Below are 18,267 nucleotides of genomic sequence, written 5' to 3'. Positions count from 1 at the left end.
CGATGGGCCCGTTCTCTCGTGGTGCGGGTCAGGTCAGGGGCGCTAGGCCGGAATCGGGTCCTCGTGGTGTGCGGGCGCCTCCTTGACCGGTAGGTAGAGGAAGAAGGAAACGATCATGATCCCGGCGGCCACGTAGACGCCGGGCGCCCAGCTGCCGGTGGCGTCGCGCAGGATCCCGCTCACCACGGGGCTCAGCACGGCCCCGATCTCGGAGATCAGGTTCAGCATCCCGAAGGCCGAGCCGCGCTCGCTCGCCGGCACCATGTCCCCGGTCATGCCCTGCACGATCGGCTGCAGCGCGTTGAAGAAGACTCCCGAGGTGAACAGCAGCAGCCCCAGCAGCGCCAGCGACGGCGCCCCGCCGCCGGAGATGCTCCATCCGAATATGAGGACGAGCACCGAGTAGACCGCGGTGCAGATCAGGGCGAGCGGCTTGCGGCCCCGGCCGGTGCGGACGGCCCAGTCGGCCAGCCACCCACCGGCCGGGAAGCCGAGGATTCCGGCGCCGGCGTTGAACGCCGCGGTCAGCGCGGCCGCGACCAGGCTGCTCTCCGCCGCCTCCCGGACGATCTGCACGGACCAGAAGCTGAAGAACCACAGGTTCCACAGGATCGCGATGTAGGCGATGTAGACCAGCCAGATGTTCCGGTTGAGCAGCGCGGGACCGCGGCCGGACCGCTGCACCCCGCGCACGATGACCAGGATGTAGACCAGCGCGATGAGCGAGGCGACGGACGCGGTGAGCCACTCCGGCCACCGGAGGGTCTCGGCCAGCAGGAACAGTCCGACGATCACGACGAACGTCGGCGCCGAGAACAGCAGCAGCCGCAGGAACGGCGGGCCGAGCCGCATCGCCCCGCCGAGCTTCGCCCGGAAGAACGCGAACGCGATCACGATGACGACGAACGTCAGCGCGGCGAAGGCGAAGAACGGCATCCGCCAGGCGTCACCGCCCATCCCGAGCGACGTTCCCCAGTTGATCAGTATCGGGGTGAGGATGATTCCCACCGTGAGGCCGACGGAGAGGCCGGCGATCACCACGCCCAGCCCGAGCGTGCGCTTCGCGACCGGGGTGTGGTTGATGATCAGAGTGCGGTCGTTGGAGTAGAAGACGCCCTCGCCGAGGCCCGTCAGCACGCGGGCGGCGACGAACGCCACGAGCCCCGCGACCAGGCCCGACACGATCGTCATCACGCAGGCCGCCAGCAACGACACGATGATCATCTCGCGATGGCCGAAGCGGTCACCCAGCCGCCCACCCGGGTACTGCGTCAGCATGTAACCGAGGAAGAACATCGACCCGACGAGCCCGCCCAGCGTCGCCGGGTTGGCCGCATCCCCGATGAAACCCGCCTTGTTCTGGATCATCCACGCGATCACCGGGCCCGTCAGCGTCCGGTCGGCGTAGCTGACGACCCACCCGAGCAGCAGGACCGACCACAGGGCCTTGTAGGGAACGAGCGGGTGACCTTCGCGGCCTGCCTCGAGCAGCTCCTCGTTCTGGGCGGTTTCGCCCTCGAAGCTCCCGGTCGTCATCGCTCCTCCTCGCGGAGTTCCGCCGCCGTCGCCGGACCGACGGTGGGGATATGGATCTGCGCGTTGTCGCTTCTCCTGACCAGCGGATAACCCGGCTACCACCCGAGTAACGCGGAACGGGGGCGACGGCACGAAAATCCACCGAAGGGCGCAGCGGCACTCCGTGCTCACACGTAGTGCTCCAGCGGCAGTTCGTGACCATCTCTCGGGTCGAGGCTGCGCGCGCCGAGGCCGTCGCGTGGGGCCGGGTCGCGGGCACACCTGAGCACCAGCTCAGCTGGGGCCGTGGGCGCGCGGCGGGTTCAGCTCACGGCCCCGAGCCGGGGGATCACGTCCTCCACCAGCACCTTGAGCTGCCGGCGCCAGTCCCACGAGGTGATCCGCAGGGTCACCTCGGTGGCGCCGTCGGCGTAGAGCCGCTCGATGTCGGCGGCCACCTGCTCCGGGGTGCCGGCGGCGGTCCAGTGCCTCGTGGCCTCCGGGCTGAAGACCGGGCCGTAGTACTCGCCGAGGAAGCGGTAGCTCTCCTCGTAGGCCGCGTCCCGGTCGGGGTCGAGGTTGACGTTGTGGTAGGCCGCCACGCCGAACGCGTCGGGGTCGCGGCCCTCCTCCACCAGGAACTCCTTGATCGCCGGCAGGTTCACGGTGAGGTGCTCGGGGCTCTTGCGGGTGGTCATCCACCCGTCGGCGAGGCGCGCCACCCGCCGCAGGGCGCGGGTGGCGAGCGGCTGCGGCACCGGGTTGGAGGCGATGTAGATCGGCGGCGGCGACTGCACGGGCCTGGGCCGCAGCGTCACGTCCTCGAACGAGGTGTACCGGCCGGCGACGGTCACGCCGTCCTCCGTCCAGAGGCGGCGGACCACCTCCATGTTCTCCTCCATGCGGGACGCCCGGGAGGCGTCGGTGACGCCGTAGAGCGCGCCCTCGCGGGCGGAGGCCTCGTTGGGCTTGACGATCCCGGTGCACACCGCGAGCAGCATCCGCCCGCCGGAGAGCTGGTCGAGCGTGGCCCACTGGTCGGCGAAGAGCACCGGGTCGCGCACCGGGAACGTGGCCAGGCAGCCCACGGCGAGGGTGACCCGGCGGGTGACGGCGGCGAGCGAGCCGAGCAGCGCCACCGCCTCCGGCCGCGGCTTGGCGAGCAGGCTGTCGCCGATCCAGACCGAGTCGAACAGACCGGTCTCGTCGGCCCAGTGGCCGGTCTCGACCAGCTCCGACAGGCTCAGGACGTCGAAGAACGTGCCTCGCTGCGGGAGCGTCAGCCCGATCGTGCGCTGTTGGGGCATCCAGGATCCTTCCTGCGCTCAGAGGGTGATGCGGCCGTGCGGGGTGTCGAGCACGGCCTGCAGGCCCGGCGGGCCACCGGTCTCGGGCGGAGTGACGTCCAGGGCGACGTCGAGGGCGGCCAGTACGCGCCGGGCGGCGGGCGGGTCCGGGTGGCGGCCGGTCAACGACACCAGCCGCAGCTGCGGCAGGCCGTCGGCGGTGGGGTGGCGGGCGTCCTGCCAGTCGATGAGCGCCGGTGCGAGGCCGTCGAGCCGGTCGCCGCGGTTGGGGGTGAGCCGCCACTCCAGGAGCCGCCCGTCCGGGGTCCGGCGCGAGAGCGGCGCGACGTCGCCCGGGTCGTAACCGGCCTCCCGGGCCCGGCGGACGGTCGCGTCGAGGTCGGCGGGCCGCACCACCCACGCGGCGAGCCGCGGCCCGGTGAGCCGGTCGATGCCGAAGACGTCCGGCAGGGGCCGCGCGGCGAGGTCGTCCGGACCGATGAGCTCCAGGTAGGCGCTTCCGCCGAGCCCGACGAGGTGGTTGCGGGTGCCCCGTCCGACGTGCCGGCCGCCGAGCACCGGCGCCACCCCGGTGCGGCGGGTGAGGTCCGCGACCAGCGCGTCGAGGTCGGGGGCCGCGAGGACGAGGTGGTCCAGCCGGGGCTCGATCACGGCGCCACCTCGGCCGGGGTCTCGCCCCACCGCCGCACGACGCCCAGGTCGAGGTCGAGGTCGAGGTCGAACAGGTCGAGCACCCGCCCGACGGTGTGGTCCACCATCTCCTCCAGGGTCGCCGGGCGGGCGTAGAACGCGGGCACCGGCGGCGCGATCACCGCGCCCAGCTCCGTCAGCTCGGCCATGGTGCGCAGGTGGTTTCGGTGCAGCGGGGTCTCCCGGACCATCAGCACCAGCCGGCGCCGCTCCTTGAGCACCACGTCGGCGGCCCGCGCGAGCAGGCTGGTCGTCACCCCGGACGCGATCTCCGACATCGACTTCACCGAGCAGGGCGCCACCACCATCCCGAGCGTCCGGAACGAGCCGCTGGAGATGGGCGCGCCCAGATCGGTGTTGGAGTGGCAGACGTCGGCGAGCGCGGTGAGGTCGGCGACGGACATGTCGGTCTCGTAGGCGAGCGTCATGCGCGCCGACTTGCTGACGACGAGGTGGGTCTGCACCGGGGTGGGGCGCAGCAGCTCCAGCAGCCGCACCCCGTAGGTGATGCCGGACGCTCCCGAGATCCCCACGATCAACCGGGGCTCAGCCACGGCTCGCCTCCAGCCAGTCGGGGGGCGCGGGCGCGGTGAGGGCGTCGATGTCGAGCTCCCGCTCCCCGGGCACGGCGATCCGCGTGAACGTCATCGGCTCGGCGTCCACGGGGACGGTGGCGTCCATGCCCATCTTGGCGCCGACGCCATCGGCGGTGGACGGGTCGAGCTTCGAGCCCTGGCTGCCGGACACGACGACGAGGTCGCGGTCGGCCTGGAAGCGCGTGGCCACGGCCCACTCCACCTCGGTCGGGTCGTGCACGTCGACGTCCGTGTCGACCACCGTGACGTGCTTGATGTCGTAGTGGGTGCCGAGCGCGCCCAGGATGACGTTCTTCGCCTCGCCCGGCGCGGGCCGCTCCACCTGGACGTAGAGGTGGTAGCGGCAGGTGCCCCCGCGCGAGAGGTGCACGTCGCGCACGCACGGGAAGCTGCGGCGCAGCCCGGCCAGGAAGGACGCCTCCCGCGGGATGCCGCCGAGCAGGAGGTGCTCCAGGCCGCCGCCGACGATCGTGTGGAAGATCGGCGACTCGCGGGACGTCAGCGCGTCGATCTCGACAACGTGCCGCTCCGCCCGCTGCCCGTAGTACTGCGGGAACTCGCCGAACGGCCCCTCCGGCTCGCGCACCCGCGCGAGCAGCCGGCCCTCCAGCACGATCTCGGCGTCGGCGGGCACCCGCACCTCGTTCGTCACGCAGCGGACGACGGGCAGCGGCTCGCCGCGCAGCGCCCCGGAGATCTCCAGCTCGTCGTGGTCGATCGGGACGATGGCCTGCGACGCCATCAGCGTGAGCGGGTCCACCCCGATCACCACGGCGATCTCCAGATCCGCGCCCTCGGACTCCTGCTCCCGGAAGAACGCCAGCGTGTGCCGGGGCAGCAGCAGCGCGCCCAGCCGGGCCGGCCCGCTCACCTGGAGGCGGTGGATCGAGACGTTCTGCACGCCCGTGTCGGGCCGGCGCGCGATGAGCAGGCCCGCCGTGATGTAGGCGCCGTGGTCGTGCTCGTTGTGGGTGGGGATCGGCAGCATCGCGGTGAGGTCGACGTCCTTGCGCACCACCTGCTGGCAGGCGGCCCCGTCGACCTCGCGGCTGGGCACCGGCTCCAGGCACGCGGCGCGGTAGCGCTCGACCAGCCGGTCCTGCGGCACCCCGGCCGCCTCGGCCATCCACGCGCGGTCCGAGAGCAGCCCGGACACGATCGGGACCGGGTGGCCGCCCGGACGCGGGAAGAGGGTGGCGCTGCGCCCGTCGAGGCGGTTCGCGATCCCGGCGACGCCGAACCGCAGGTCCACGCCCGGCCGGGCCACCGCGAGCCGGTCCCGCGACCGCAGGTGGTCGAGCCAGCCGCGCAGGGTCGCGCCCACGGGCGGGCTCACGACGCCTCCTCCCCGACCAAGAGCCGGTCCGGTGCCGCGCGGCGCCGTCGCAGCAGGTGCACCACCGTCATGATCACCAGCGGGCAGGCGACCGCGACGTAGGCGTTGTCGATCCCGAACGGGTCGCCGGCCAGGAACCACCCGGTCGTCGCCACCAGCGCCGCGAGGATGGACACGACCGCGCCGCGGCTGCTGCCGTACCCCGGCCGGTAGAACATCAGGACGATGAGCACGGCGAGCGCCGCCCGCAGCGACTTCGCGAGGAACGTCACCGCGAGCACGTTCGAGGCGAACAGCGCGAGCGCGATCGGGACGACCCCCGCCGCGAACGTCGCGACCCGCAGGAAGACGAGGTCCTTGCGGTCGTCGCCGGCCCGGTTGAAGTACGGCCGGTAGAAGTCCTTGAGCATCAGCGTCGCCGACCCGATGATCAGCGCCGCGATGCTGCCCAGGATCGCCCCGACCAGCCCGCACATGACGAGCCCGGTCACCAGCGGGTGGACGTCGACGGCGAGGGTGGGCAGCGCGTCGATCGAGTCGATGCCCGGGTACAGCACGGCGGCGACCATGCCGACGACGGCCGCGAGGATCCCGAACGGCACCAGCATCAGCGCCGAGTAGAAGCCGGCGCGCTGGGCCCGGCCGGGGTCGCGGACCGTCGTGACCGCCTGCACGACGTACTGGGTGGCGAAGATCGCGCCCACGCCGGCGATCAGCCAGGCGAAGATCTGGCCCCAGCCGACTCCGTCGACGGAGAAGGCGGTCGCGGGCAGCGCCGCCCGCAGCTCCCCGAGCCCGCCCACGCGCGACACGCCGATGCCGGCGAGCACGGCCACCGCCGCCAGCTTCATCACCGCGTGCAGCACGTTGGTGTAGACGACCGACCGCATCCCGCCTACCACCACGTAGACGGTGGCGAGCACGCCCACGACGACGATCGCCCAGGTGCGGTCGATGCCCAGCAGGTTGGACAGGATCGCCCCGCCGCTGGCGTAGATGGCGACGGCCACGATCAGCAGGGCGCAGGTCATGATCACCGACGTCGCGGTGCGCACGCCCTCGCCGTAGAACCGCGCGAGCGCGCCGGAGATCGTGTTCTCCCCCAGCGCCTTGTACTTCCGCGCCACGAAGAACGAGAACAGGACGAAGCCCACCGCGAGCGCGACGACGTTCCACGCCGCCGAGATGCCGACCGAGTACGCCTCCTGGGCGGTGCCGAGCGTCGCCGAGGTCCCGATGAACTCCGACATCAGCAGGAACCCGATCAGCACCGCCGGGAACACCCGGCCGCCGCTGGCGAAACCCTCCGAGGTGCGCGACGCGCGGCGCACGACGTAGCTCAGGGTGGCCAGCACCGCCATGTAGCCGACGACGATGAGCAGGACGATCCAGGTCGAGCTCATGTGAACACCCCGCCCCCGTCGACCACCAGCGTCTGCCCGGTCACGAAGCCCCCGGCGGCCGAGGCGAGGAACAGCACGGCCCCGACGAGGTCGTCGGGCACCATCTCGCGGCCCAGCGCGCGGCCCCGGGCTGCCGTGGCGATGTAGTCGTCGGTGTTGAGGGTGCGGGTGGCCTCGTCGCTGACGAGACCGGGCGCCACCGCGTTGACCGTGATGCCGTCCGGGCCGAGCTCGCGGGCGGCGGCCCGGGTGAGCCCGTCGACCGCGGCCTTGGACGCCACGTAGTGCGCGAAGCCGGGGGCGCCCATGCGCGCCACCGTCGAGGAGATGTTGACGACGCGCCCGCCGCCGGCCTCCCGCATCGCGGGCGCCACCGCCCGGATGCCCTGCCACGTGCCGCGCACGTTCACCCGCAGGACGGTGTCCCAGTCGTCGGTGGTCAGCTCCGTGAGCGGGCGCTTCGCGGCGATGCCCTGGTAGATCGCGGCGTTGTTCACCAGCACGTGCACCGCGCCGAACTCAGCCCGGGCCCGCGCCACCACCCGCGCCCAGTCGTCGTCGGAGGTGATGTCGCCGGGCTCGAACACCGCGCGGCCCGGCCCGGCCGCGCCGGCCTTCTCGGCGAGCGCCGCGCCCGCCTCGGACGCCGCGGGCACGTCCGTGGCGACGACGTTCGCGCCGGCCCCCGCGAAGGCGTGCACGTAGCGGCCGCCGATGCCGCCGGCGGCGCCGGTGACGACGACCGTCGTCCCGTCGAATCCCATGTCTCGGGTCCCCTTCCGGTCGATCACGCGGGAGCGCTCCCGGGCTGTGCCGCCGCTGCGGGGCCGGGCGCCGGCGCCGCCTCCCCGTCGCGGTCCAGGCCGCCGCGGGTCTCCGGCGAGAGCGCGGCGCCCACCAGGAACAGCGCCACGCAGGCGGCCAGGAAGATCGCGAGCCGGCCGGGGATGTCGGCCATCGTGGGGCTCGCCAGGCTGACGAACGTGGTCATCAGGCCGCCGATGGCGAAACCGCCGTTCCACACGAGCGCCGTCGCCGTCGCGCGCAGGCGGGTGGGGAACCGCTCGTTGAGGTAGATCGGCACCACGGCGTAGGAGGCGTTGGCGAGCACGGTCAGCAGCAGCCCGTAGCCGAGCAGCGCGCCGGTGTCGGTCGGCCCGTACCCGGCCATGCCCAGCACCAGCAGCGGCAGTGCGACGAGGTTCACCGCGCCCACGGCCAGGCACACCGGCCGCCTGCCGAACCTCTCCGACAGGTGCCCGGCGACCAGCGCGGCCGGCAGGATGGCGAGGCTGGTCCACACCAGCAGCAGCCCGCGCGGCCCCGGCGGCACCTCGTTGATGCCGGCGTAGAACGTCGGCAGGTACCCGGACGTGAGGTAGTACTGCGCGCCGCCGCCGATCACCAGCGCGAGGCTCGTCAGCAGCACGCCCCGCCGCTCGGGCGCGAACAGGTCCGCGGCGCGCGCCGGTGCGCCCTGCGGCGCCGTCCGGGCGGCCTGCCAGACCGGCGACTCCTCGACGAAGCGGAACAGCAGCAGGCTCAGCAGCGAGGCGACCAGGCCGGAGAGGAACATGACCCGCCACCCCCAGTGGGCGAACTGGTCGCCGGGGAAGGCCGCGGACACGGCGAGGAACACCAGCGACGCGATCACCGCCCCGATCGCCGCGCCGCCGCCGGCGACGAGCCCGGAGACCAGGCCGCGCCAGCGCGCCGAGACGGTCTCGGTGCCGAGCGTGTGGGTGGAGGCCACGACCCCGCCGACGAGCAGCCCCTGCACGAGGCGCAGCGCGATGAACGCGACCGGGGCGAGGGCGCCGATGGCGGCGTGGGTGGGCAGCAGTCCCATCAGCGCGGTGGCGATGCCGACGCCGACGACGGTGACGATCAAGGTCCGGCGCCGGCCGTTGCGGTCGGCGTAGCGCCCGAAGATCGCCCCGCCGAGCGGGCGCATCACCAGGCTCACGCCGAACGAGGCGAACGTGGCGGCGAGCGTCAGCGTCGGGCTGGACGACGGGAAGAACAGCGGCCCCACCGTCGAGGCGACGTAGAGCAGGATGAACAGGTCGAACAGGTCGAACCCGAAGCCGACCACGGAGGCACCGCCCGCCGTGATCATCTGCCGCCGCGTTGGGGCGGCGGGGGTGCTGGCGCTGGTCACGAAGTCCTCCGGTGGGGTCACGTCGGGGTTCACCAGGTCACGGGCAGCCGGCGCACGCCGAGGTGGCGCCCGCCGCCCTCGAGGGGGTCGGTGCGCTCCACCTCGCCCGCCACGCGGAAGCCCGGGATCCGGCGCAGGACCTCCTCCACCGCGGCGCGGATCTCGAGCTTCGCCAGCGCCATGCCCGGGCAGGTGTGGATGCCCGCACCGAACGCCAGGTGCCGGTTCGGCCTACGGTCGATCACGACCTCGTCCGGCCGGTCGAACGCCTCGGGGTCCCGGTTGGCCGACGCGAACAGCAGGATCACCCGCTCCCCCGCCTTCATCTGCTCGCCGGCCAGGCACGCGTCGGCGGTGAGCCGTCGGGGGAACCAGTGCAGGGGCGTCTCGTAGCGCAGGACCTCGTCGATCGTGCTCGTGACCAGCGTCGGTTCGTCGATGAGCCGCTGCTGCACGTCCGGGTGCTCGGCGAGGTGCAGCAGCGTGTTCGACAGCCCGAGCGCGGTGGAGTCGTGCCCCGCGTAGGTCAGGATGAACATCATGTTCGCGAGGGTCTCGTCGTCGGCGCCGAGGCCGTCCTCCTCGTTGGCCCGCACGAGGCCGGTGACGAAGTCGTCGCGCGGGTTGGCCCTGCGGTCCTCGAACAGGTCGATCCAGTACCGGCAGACCCGCTCGATCACGTCGCGGCCCTCCGGGCCGGAGGCGTGCTGGAGGAACTCGAGCGAGTAGCCGCGGATGTCCTCGGTGTGCCGGGCCTCGAGGCCGTAGAGCTGGGTGATGACGTCCAGCGGCAGCGGGATCGCCAGCTCCTCGACCAGCTCGGCCGACCCCCGGTCGACGAACCCGTCGACGAGCTCGTTCACGGTCGCCCGGATGCGCGGTTCCAGCGCCTTCGCCGCCGCCCCGCTGGTCAGCGGGGCGATCAGCCGCCGGAACGCGCTGTGCTCGGGCGGGTCGTAGTCGATCGGCGGGAAGCGGTGGTCCGACACCGCCGGCACGTACACGCCGCCCGTCGAGGAGTAGGTGGCGTGGTCGCTCGCCACCGCCTTCACGTCGGCGTACCGGGACACCGCCCAGTACCCGCCGTACTGCTCGCCCCGGGAGACCGGGCAGCCGGAACGCAGCTCCGCGTACAGCCGGTACGCGCGCTCCGGCGACAGGTCCGGGGAATGCGGATCGAAGACAGGACCACGCTGTCCGTTCTCGCCCACGCCGGCTCACCTCCACTCGAACTCCTGCAACGGTACGATCCGGACGGTCTGGAAGGTACGTCCGATCCGCAATGGGAGGCATAGCCCGCACGCGGCGGCTCCAGGGGGAGCGCTGTGGAGCGCCGCCCGCTACTCCGCAGCTGCTCCGGCCTCGCACCCCGTCGGCCGCGTCCCGCGACGCCGTACCGCCGGCTCTCCCGCCGTCTCGCCCGCCCTCTCGACCGCCGCGAGCAGCCGGTCCAGGAACGCCGCCACCGGCGGTGAGTCCAGCGCGCTGCGCCGCCACACGACGCCCAGCTCCCGGCGCGCCTGTTCGTCGGACACGGGCACCACGTGCTCGGCACCGGTGGCGGCGAGCCGGGGCAGCAGCGCCACCCCGACGCCGCTGCGCACCATCCCGTGCACGATCGACAGCTGGCCGGTCTCGAGCACGACGCGGGGTGTGAAGCCGGCCCCGTCGCACAGCTGGTCGGCCAGCTCCCGCAGGCCGTAGCCGCTGCGCATGCACACGAACTCCTCGTCGGCGAGCTCGGACAGCGCGACGTCCGCCCGGCCCCGCAGCCCGTGCCCGGGCGGGAGCAGCGCGACGACGGGCTCGCGGACGAGCGTGCGGGAGCCGAGCCCGGCGAGCGTCGCGGGCATGCGGGTGACGGCCATGTCGAGCTCGCCGCTGTGGACGAGCTGCTCGAAGTCGCGCGGGACGTCGTGCTCCACGATGCGCACGGCGACCTTCGGGTGCTCGGCGCGGAAGGCCGCCAGCACCGCTGGCAGCAGGTACGCGCCGACGCTGGGCAGCACCCCGACCGAGACGCGGCCCTCCCGCAGGCCGACGACCGCCTCCACCCGCTCGCGGCCGCGGGCCATCTCGTCAAGGGCCCGCTCGGCGTGCTCGAGGAAGGCCTCCCCCGCGGCCGTGAGGACCACCCGCCGGGCCAGCCGCTCGAACAGCTTCGCGCCGACCTCCTGCTCGAGCTTGCGGATCTGGATCGACAGCGTCGGCTGCGCCAGGAACAGCGAGGCCGCCGCCTGCGTCATGCTGCCCTCCCTCGCCACGGCGACGAAGTAGCGCAGCTGGTGCAGCTCCACGGCGGCCGCGCGCTACCGGGTCCGGCGCAGTCGGCGCAGGGCCGCTCGCAGGCGCGCCGCCAACGTGCCCGCGAGGAGCGTGAGCGCGCCGGGAGGCCGCGCCGGGGCGGTCGGGGCGCGCCCGCTGCGGGCGCTCTCCTCGACGGCCGCGGCGAACTGCTCGAACATCCGCCTGCTCACGTCGCCGGCCAGCGCGCGGCCGAACTGGGCGATGCGCCCGCTCAGGAACAGCGCCGCGTCGGCCCGCAGGACCGTGCCGCCCTCGGCCGCGGGCTCGGCGGCCAGCCGGATGTCGGCCTGCGTGGCGCTGCCCCCGGTGTCGGCGCCCTGGGCGAGCACCCGCATCCGATGCTGGTCCGGAAGGTGCTCGACCACCTGCGCCAGCCCGTCGAACGCCAGCTTCACCGGACCGAGGGCCACCGTCGCGCGGCCCCGGTAGCGGTCGTCGGGCAGCACCTGGACGAGCTCGGCGCCGGGCAGGCAGGCGGCGAGCCGGTGGAAGTCGGCGAGCACCTCCCAGACCCGGTCGACGGGCGCACCGAGCTCGCTGCGCACCTCCACCGTGGCCGACGGCGCACCGGCGGGCAGGCGCACCTCGGCGGGCACGGGTGGAGCCCCGGCGGCATCGGGGGCGCTGCCGTCGGCCCGCGCCGTGGGCGGCCCGCCGCCGCGCCCCACCAAGGTGCGGTGGCCGCAGTTGCGCGGGGCCGGCAGCCCGTCGGGGTGCTGCGCCGCGACGTCCGCGACGGCCGCGAGGATCCCGCGGTAGCCGGTGCACCGGCACAGCACGCCCGACATCTCCACCGGCAGCTCCTCGGGCTGGACGGCGGTGCCGCGCGGGCCGCTGGTCAGGAGGTCGTAGCTGCTCATCAGCATGCCCGGGGTGCAGAAGCCGCACTGCAGGCCGTGGTGGGCGGAGAACGCCTGCTGCAGCGGGTGCTGCTCCTCGGGGCTGCCCAGCCCCTCCACGGTGACGACATCGGCGCCCTCGCACTGCACCGCGAACAGCAGGCACGCGCGCGCCGCCTCGCCGTCGACGAGGACCGTGCACATTCCGCACACCCCGTGCTCGCAGCCCAGGTGGGTGCCGGTGAGCCCGAGCTGCTCGCGCAGCGCGTCGGCCAGGTGCACACGGGGCGGCACCGAGACCACGACCTCCGTGCCGTTCACCGTCATCGCGACGTCGACCCGCTCGCCGGCCGCGACCTTCGCCACCCGCGCTTCCGGGACCCGGGTCATGCTGCCTCCTCCGTCGACGTCCGGGCGCGGCGCAGCGCGGCGGCGAGCTCGCGCGCGGCGAGCACGCCGTAGAGGCGCCTGCGGTACCCGGTGGAACCGTGCGCGTCGCCCCCGGTGTCGACGACCTCGGCGGCGAGCCGGGCGGTCTCCGGGCGCAGCCGCTCCTCGGTCGGGTGCTCGCGCACGAGCGCGGTGACGTCCCGGGTGACCGGGCGGTCGGAGATCCCGAACCCGGTGATCCGGGCCTGCTCCACCGCGCCGTCGGCGCCGACGCGCACGCGGGCGGCGACGCCGGCGAGGGCGAAGTCGCCGTGCCGACGCGCGATCTCGGCGAACCCGAAGCCCTCCCCCGGCCGGGCCGCCGGGAACGTCACGGCGACGACGACGTCCTCGGGTCCCGCACCGGTGGTCATCGCCCCGGTGAAGAACTCCGTCGCCGGGACGGTCCGGCGCCCGGCCGGACCGGCGACCTCGATCGACGCCTCCAGGCACGCGGCCACGGCGGGCAGCTCGGCGGCCGGGTCGGCGTGCGCGAGGCTGCCCACGACGGTGCCGCGGCTGCGCAGCTCGCGGTGCCCCACGAAGGGCAGCGCCATCCCGATCAGGGGAACCGCCCGCGCCTCCGCCGATCGCTCGATGGTGCGCTGCCGCACCGCGGCGCCGACCCGCAGCCCGTCCCGGGACTCCACGGCGTGCAGCTCGCGGACGGCGCCGATGTCCACGAGGGTCGCGGGGCGGCCGAGCCGCATCGCCAGCACCGGCACCAGCGACTGCCCGCCTGCGAGCACCTTCGCGTCGCCGCCGGCCAGCTCGCCGAGGACGTCGTCGAGCGTGGCGGGACGGACGTAGGCGAACGGCGGGGCCTTCATGCCGGCCTCACCGGCCCTTGAAGTCGGGCTTGCGCTTCTCGCCGAACGCCTTGACCCCCTCGGCGAAGTCCTCGGTGGCCCGCAGCATCGCGTACGCCTTGCGCTCCAGCTCGATCCCCGTGTACAGCGGGCCGTCCAGGCCCTTGTCGAGGACCTCCTTGGCGGTGCGCTGCGCCGACGGCGAGAACGCGGCCATCTTCGCGGCGAGCTCGTCGACGGCGGCGTAGAGCGCGTCGCGGTCGTCGTGCAGGCCGGCGAGCACGCCCCAGTCGAGCGCCTGCTGCGCCTGGATGCGGGTGGCCGTCATGATGTGGAACTTCGCCCGGGACAGCCCGATGAGCCGGCCCAGCCGCTGGGTGCCCCCGGACCCCGGGATCATCCCCAGGTTCATCTCCGGCAGCGCGAACTGGCTGCGCGGGGTGGCCAGCCGGATGTCGCAGGACAGCACCAGCTCCAGGCCCACGCCGAAGCAGTAGCCGTCCACGGCGGCGATCACCGGCTTCGGGCTGCGCGCCGCCGCGGTGACGTTGTGCCCGAGGTCGGTGAAGTCGAACGGTTCGACCTCCATGAACCCGGCGATGTCGCCACCGGAGGAGAAGTGCTCGCCGTCGGAGCGGACCACCACCACGCGCACCTCGTCGTCGCGGTCGATCTCGGCGAACCGCTCCGCCACGAGCCGGCGCATCTCCCAGGTGATCACGCTGTACTTGCCGTGGGACAGGGTCAGGTACGCGACCCGCCCGTCGTGGCCGCGCTCCAGGAGGACGTCGCCGCCGGTCAGTGCCATGTCTGTACTCCTTGTTCCTTCTGGTCGAGCAGCCGGTGCAGTACGTCGCCGTGCAGCGGCAGCCGGGTGATGGGGACGCCTGCCGGGCGCAGCGCGTCGGCGACGGCGTTCGCGAACGCCACCGGGAAGCTCATGGACGAGCCCTCCCCGCACCCCTTCGCACCCAGCGGGGTGAGCGGGGACGGCGAGACCACGTGGTCGGTGCGGAGCTCGAAGGCGGTCTCGGCGCTGGTCGGGCACAGGTAGTCCAGGAACGTGCCCGCCGTCGGCTGGCCCGACTCGGCGTAGGTCATCTCCTCGTACGCCGCCCCGCCGAGGGCGTGGGCGAGCGCCCCGTACACCTGGCCGTCGAGCAGCTGCTGGTCGAGCACGGTGCCCGCGTCGTGCACCGACGAGACCCGGTCGACGGTGATCTCGAGGGTGTCCGGGTCGATCCGCACGGCGACGATCTCGGCGACGAAGCCGTAGCAGAGCGAGGAGTTGATCCGGTCGTCGCGGGTGGCCGCCCGGACCTCCGCCGGGGTGAACGCGGCCTCCTCGTAGAGGCGGGCCGGGGTGCCTGCGGGCAGGGCGCCGGGGTCCCAGTGCACGAGGCCGGCTGCGTGCCGGAACTCCACCGCGCGCGAGGGGTCGTCCCGGTGCCGGACCTGCCCCTCGGCGAGCTCCAGCTCCTCGGCCGGCAGGTCGAGCATCGCGGAGCCCGCGGCCCGGACGGTGGCGGCGATCCGGTCGGCGGCCTGCACGACCGCGCTCGTCACCAGCGGCGCGAAGCGCGAGGAGTAGCTGCCGGAGGTCACCGTCCACGGCGTGGTGGCGGTGTCCATGTCGACGACGACGCGCACCTGCTCCACGGGCAGTCCGAGGCGCGCCGCGGCGACCGCGCGGGCCACGGTGGCGTGCCCCTGCCCCTGCGGCACGCTGCCCAGCAGCACCGTCACCAGGCCCTGCACGTCCACCGAGAGGCGCACGTGCTCGGTGGAGCCGGACTTGTCCCGGCCCGGCCTGCGCTGCTCGGCCGGGGTGGCGAGGCCGACGTAGCCGATGTTGGTGCCGGACGGGTCGACCACCAGCCCCACGCCCACGCCGTAGTAGCCGCCCGCGGCGCGCACCTCCTCCTGGCGGGCCCGCAGCTCGGCCAGGTCGGCGTTCTTGGCCGCGAGGTCCACGGCCGCGAGGTAGTCGCCGGAGTCGTAGACGCCGCCGGTGGGTGTCTCGTGCGGGAAGGAGGACACGAGGTTGCGCCGGCGCACGTCCAGCACGTCGCGGCCGGTGGCGTCGGCGACGGCGTCCATGAGGCGCTCGAGGCCGAAGTAGAGCTGCTGGCCGCCGAAGCCGCGGTTGAGCCCCACCGGCATCCGGTTGGTGACGACCGCCCGCGCCCGGATCTCCACCGCGCCGATGCGGTACGGGCCGGTGATGTTGCCGTAGCACCGGTAGAGCGTGGACGGCTCCGGCGGGCGCAGGTAGGCACCGACGTCGTCGACGAGGTCGGTCTTCAGCGCGGTGACGGTGCCGTCCGCCGCGACGGCCGCGGCGAACCGCATCACGCGGTCGGCGCCGGCCGAGCTCGCGAGCAGGTGCTCGACGCGGTCCTCGCTCCACCGCACCGGCGTGCCCGCGTGCTTCGACGCCAGCGCCATGAGCACCACGTACGGGTAGATCCCGGCCTTGATCCCGAAGCTGCCGCCGATGTCGGCGGGCACGTGCAACCGGATCCGCGAGACGGGCACGCCCAGCGCGCCCGCCATCACCGGGACCATCGTGAACGGGCCGTGGAAGTTGGCCCAGGCCTCGACGCCCGGCCCGGCCCCGTCCTCGGTCCACGAGGCGATGACCGAGTAGCACTCCATCGGCACCGACGAGTAGCGCGGGAAGTCGTACTCGCCCTCGACGACGTGCTCGGCGGCCGCGAACGCCTCCTCGACGGGCCCGAAGGAGAACGTCCGGTCGGTGGCGACGTTCGACCCCGCCCCGTCGTGCAGCAGCGGGGCGTCCGCGGCCAGCGCGGCCCGCGGGTCCACGACGGGAGGCAGCGGCTCGTAGTCGACGCTCACCAGCTCGGCGGCGTCCTCGGCGGTGTACCGGTCGGTGGCCACCACCACGGCGACCGGCTCCCCGACGAAGCGCACCTTGTCGGTGCCCGTGGGGTAGTAGGGCATCGCCGCCCCGGTGGACAGCGGGAACGGGCGCAGCGCGGCGCGCACCTCGTCCGGGCCGATCACCGCGGCGACGCCGGGGTGCGCCCGGGCGCGCGACAGGTCGACCGAGCGCAGCAGGGCGTGCGGCTGCGTGGAGCGCACGACGGCGGCGACCAGCGTGCCGGGCAGCGGGTCGAGGTCGTCGAGGAACCGGCCCCGGCCCGTGACCAGCGGCGCGTCCTCGGTGCGGGAGGGGATCCAGCGCTGCTGCTCAGGCACGGCTGGCCTCCGGCGCGCTGTCGGCCAGTGCGTCGAACTCGCCGGCCACGAGCGTGCGGCGCAGCGTCTTGCCCACGCCCGACCTCGGGATCGAGGCGACGGCGATCACGCGCTTGGGCCGCTTGAGCGACGGCAGCGCCTCCCGGGCGTACGCGATCGCCTCGTCCACCGCGGGCATCGGCTCGGTGCCGCGGGCCGGCACGACGAAGGCGGTGACCGCCTGGCCCCAGCGGTCGTCGGGCAGGCCGACGACGCACACGTCGTCGACGGCCGGGCAGCGCACGAGCGCGGCCTCGATCTCGTCGGGGTAGAGGTTCTCCCCGCCGGAGTTGATCATGTCATCGACACGGCCGGACACCCACAGGTCGCCGTCCTCGTCGGCGACCGCGAGGTCGCCGGTGTAGTACCAGCCGTCGCGGATCGACTTCGCGTCGGCGTCGGGCCGCTGCCAGTACCCGCCGAATGCCTCCGGGCTCTGCATCGACACGATCACCTGGCCCTGCTCCCCCGGCCCGACGAGCGCGTCGGGGGCGGCGCCGGGCTCGGGGGCCACCAGCCGCACCCGGGAGAAGATCCCGGCGCGGCCGGCGGAGCCGGGCTTCGCGGCCACGTCCGGACCGATGGTGAAGGTGTAGATCTCGGTGCTGCCGAAGTGGTTCACGAACGCGCGGGGCCCCACCTCCGCGACGAGCTGCTCGGCCAGGGCCGGCGTCATCGCGGCGCCGGCGTAGGCCAGCCGGTCCAGGGCGCGGGCCTCGTGCAGGCGCCCGGTGCGCACGAGCGACCAGTAGATCGTGGGCACCAGGTACAGCGAGGTGACGTCCTGCGCCGTGATGAGCTCGAGCGACTCCTCCGCGTCGAACGCGGGCTGCGCGACCCACGTGCCCCCGACGACGATGCTGGCCAGCAGGGTTCGCAGGCCCATCGTGTGGAACATCGGCATGACGCCGAGCACGACCTCGCCGAGGCGCTGCTGGGTCTGCACGGCGTGCGCCACGGCCGCGGAGTGCTCGGCCCGGTGGGTGCGCGGCACGCCCTTGGGGCGGCCGGTCGTGCCCGAGGTGTAGAGCATCACGCTGGTGTCGGTCTCCGCGGGGTGCGCGTCGGACGCGTGGTCGGGCTCGCGCCCGGCGGCGGCGTCCAGCTCCGCGGCCTCGCGCACCACGACCGCACCGCCCGCGGCGGCGGCCGCGGCGCGCTCGGCGTTGGCCGGGTCGGTGACGAGGAGCCGCGCGCCCGAGTCCTCGACGCAGTAGCGCAGCTCGTCGGGCGAGAAGCGGGTGGACAGCGGCACCGACACCGCGCCCAGCTTCTGCGCCGCGAGGTGCAGGCTCGCGAGCGGCTCGCCGCCGGCCAGGGCGAGCGCGACCCGGTCGCCGGGGCGCACCCCGGCCCCCGCGAGGGCGCGCGCCAGCTGGTTCGTGCGCGCGTCCCACTCCCGGTAGCCGAGGTGCCGCCCGCTCCCGCGCACCGCGGCCCGGTCGGGGAAGCGCTCGGCCGTCCACCGCATCGCCGTGCCCAGATCCATCCGGCCTCCTATGCTCTGTTTCGGACCGTACTGCTCGGATGGACGCCAACGCAAGGGTGGACCGTACGTCTCGGACGGTGCCGTCGGTAGGATCGGCGTCCGCGGGGGAGGAGTGGTGCCGT

The 18,267-nt window shown here is 74.0% G+C and carries 15 protein-coding genes; all 15 read right to left on the bottom strand.

What is annotated here, in order from left to right; genetic code table 11:
* Positions 1-42 precede the first annotated feature (42 nt).
* Positions 43-1,536, bottom strand: a complete 1,494-nt coding sequence (locus tag FB388_RS11415; RefSeq protein ID WP_142100153.1) for an MFS transporter — start codon at positions 1,534-1,536, stop codon at positions 43-45.
* A 302-nt stretch (positions 1,537-1,838) separates the two neighbouring features.
* Positions 1,839-2,822, bottom strand: coding sequence for an LLM class flavin-dependent oxidoreductase (locus tag FB388_RS11410; protein WP_142100150.1), 984 nt, complete (start codon positions 2,820-2,822; stop codon positions 1,839-1,841).
* A gap of 18 nt (positions 2,823-2,840) precedes the next feature.
* Positions 2,841-3,473, bottom strand: coding sequence for a VOC family protein (locus FB388_RS11405; protein WP_142100148.1), 633 nt, complete (start codon positions 3,471-3,473; stop codon positions 2,841-2,843).
* Complete coding sequence (locus tag FB388_RS11400) at positions 3,470-4,066, bottom strand: UbiX family flavin prenyltransferase (protein ID WP_142100146.1); 597 nt, start codon at positions 4,064-4,066, stop codon at positions 3,470-3,472. The genes FB388_RS11405 and FB388_RS11400 overlap by 4 nt, the downstream gene beginning before the upstream one ends.
* Positions 4,059-5,444: a UbiD family decarboxylase gene (locus tag FB388_RS11395; RefSeq protein WP_142100143.1), complete on the bottom strand. Its 1,386-nt coding sequence runs from the start codon at positions 5,442-5,444 to the stop codon at positions 4,059-4,061. The genes FB388_RS11400 and FB388_RS11395 overlap by 8 nt, the downstream gene beginning before the upstream one ends.
* Positions 5,441-6,847: a sodium:solute symporter family protein gene (locus FB388_RS11390; protein ID WP_142100141.1), complete on the bottom strand. Its 1,407-nt coding sequence runs from the start codon at positions 6,845-6,847 to the stop codon at positions 5,441-5,443. The genes FB388_RS11395 and FB388_RS11390 overlap by 4 nt, the downstream gene beginning before the upstream one ends.
* A complete protein-coding gene (locus tag FB388_RS11385) occupies positions 6,844-7,611 on the bottom strand; it encodes an SDR family NAD(P)-dependent oxidoreductase (protein WP_142100139.1) in 768 nt (255 codons plus the stop codon). The genes FB388_RS11390 and FB388_RS11385 overlap by 4 nt, the downstream gene beginning before the upstream one ends.
* A 23-nt stretch (positions 7,612-7,634) precedes the next feature.
* Positions 7,635-9,041, bottom strand: a complete 1,407-nt coding sequence (locus FB388_RS11380; protein ID WP_246121826.1) for an MFS transporter — start codon at positions 9,039-9,041, stop codon at positions 7,635-7,637.
* On the bottom strand, positions 9,038-10,219 hold the full coding sequence (locus tag FB388_RS11375) for a cytochrome P450 (protein ID WP_246121825.1): 1,182 nt from the start codon (positions 10,217-10,219) through the stop codon (positions 9,038-9,040). The genes FB388_RS11380 and FB388_RS11375 overlap by 4 nt, the downstream gene beginning before the upstream one ends.
* A gap of 129 nt (positions 10,220-10,348) precedes the next feature.
* Positions 10,349-11,305 carry a LysR family transcriptional regulator gene (locus FB388_RS11370; RefSeq protein WP_142100137.1) on the bottom strand — a complete coding sequence of 319 codons (957 nt, stop codon included), beginning with the start codon at positions 11,303-11,305 and terminating at the stop codon, positions 10,349-10,351.
* A 12-nt stretch (positions 11,306-11,317) separates the two neighbouring features.
* Positions 11,318-12,544: a xanthine dehydrogenase family Fe-S subunit gene (locus tag FB388_RS11365; RefSeq protein ID WP_142100135.1), complete on the bottom strand. Its 1,227-nt coding sequence runs from the start codon at positions 12,542-12,544 to the stop codon at positions 11,318-11,320.
* Positions 12,541-13,413: an FAD binding domain-containing protein gene (locus FB388_RS11360; RefSeq protein ID WP_142100133.1), complete on the bottom strand. Its 873-nt coding sequence runs from the start codon at positions 13,411-13,413 to the stop codon at positions 12,541-12,543. Before FB388_RS11360 ends, FB388_RS11365 begins: the two co-directional genes overlap by 4 nt.
* A 7-nt stretch (positions 13,414-13,420) precedes the next feature.
* Positions 13,421-14,200 carry an enoyl-CoA hydratase/isomerase family protein gene (locus FB388_RS11355; RefSeq protein WP_142100131.1) on the bottom strand — a complete coding sequence of 260 codons (780 nt, stop codon included), beginning with the start codon at positions 14,198-14,200 and terminating at the stop codon, positions 13,421-13,423.
* Positions 14,191-16,617 (bottom strand): xanthine dehydrogenase family protein molybdopterin-binding subunit, encoded by a 2,427-nt coding sequence (locus FB388_RS11350; protein WP_142100128.1) that lies wholly within the window; start codon positions 16,615-16,617, stop codon positions 14,191-14,193. The genes FB388_RS11355 and FB388_RS11350 overlap by 10 nt, the downstream gene beginning before the upstream one ends.
* The gene (locus FB388_RS11345; protein WP_142100126.1) at positions 16,610-18,145 is read right to left on the bottom strand and encodes a class I adenylate-forming enzyme family protein; all 1,536 of its coding nucleotides are present in this window, start codon (positions 18,143-18,145) and stop codon (positions 16,610-16,612) included. Before FB388_RS11345 ends, FB388_RS11350 begins: the two co-directional genes overlap by 8 nt.
* Between the last annotated feature and the right edge of the window lie 122 nt (positions 18,146-18,267).

This window comes from Pseudonocardia cypriaca (assembly GCF_006717045.1).
Taxonomy (GTDB): domain Bacteria; phylum Actinomycetota; class Actinomycetes; order Mycobacteriales; family Pseudonocardiaceae; genus Pseudonocardia; species Pseudonocardia cypriaca.
The sequence above is the reverse complement of the archived record's forward strand: the minus strand, read 5'-3'. Positions and strand labels throughout refer to the sequence as shown.

What these genes read in the sequence shown, in the direction of transcription:
- FB388_RS11415 (WP_142100153.1), bottom strand. Translation starts at nt 1,536, where the DNA reads ATGACGACCGGGAGCTTCGAGGGCGAAACCGCCCAGAACGAGGAGCTG.
- FB388_RS11410 (WP_142100150.1), bottom strand. Translation starts at nt 2,822, where the DNA reads ATGCCCCAACAGCGCACGATCGGGCTGACGCTCCCGCAGCGAGGCACG.
- FB388_RS11390 (WP_142100141.1), bottom strand. Translation starts at nt 6,847, where the DNA reads ATGAGCTCGACCTGGATCGTCCTGCTCATCGTCGTCGGCTACATGGCG.
- FB388_RS11385 (WP_142100139.1), bottom strand. Translation starts at nt 7,611, where the DNA reads ATGGGATTCGACGGGACGACGGTCGTCGTCACCGGCGCCGCCGGCGGC.
- FB388_RS11365 (WP_142100135.1), bottom strand. Translation starts at nt 12,544, where the DNA reads ATGACCCGGGTCCCGGAAGCGCGGGTGGCGAAGGTCGCGGCCGGCGAG.
- FB388_RS11360 (WP_142100133.1), bottom strand. Translation starts at nt 13,413, where the DNA reads ATGAAGGCCCCGCCGTTCGCCTACGTCCGTCCCGCCACGCTCGACGAC.
- FB388_RS11355 (WP_142100131.1), bottom strand. Translation starts at nt 14,200, where the DNA reads ATGGCACTGACCGGCGGCGACGTCCTCCTGGAGCGCGGCCACGACGGG.
- FB388_RS11345 (WP_142100126.1), bottom strand. Translation starts at nt 18,145, where the DNA reads ATGGATCTGGGCACGGCGATGCGGTGGACGGCCGAGCGCTTCCCCGAC.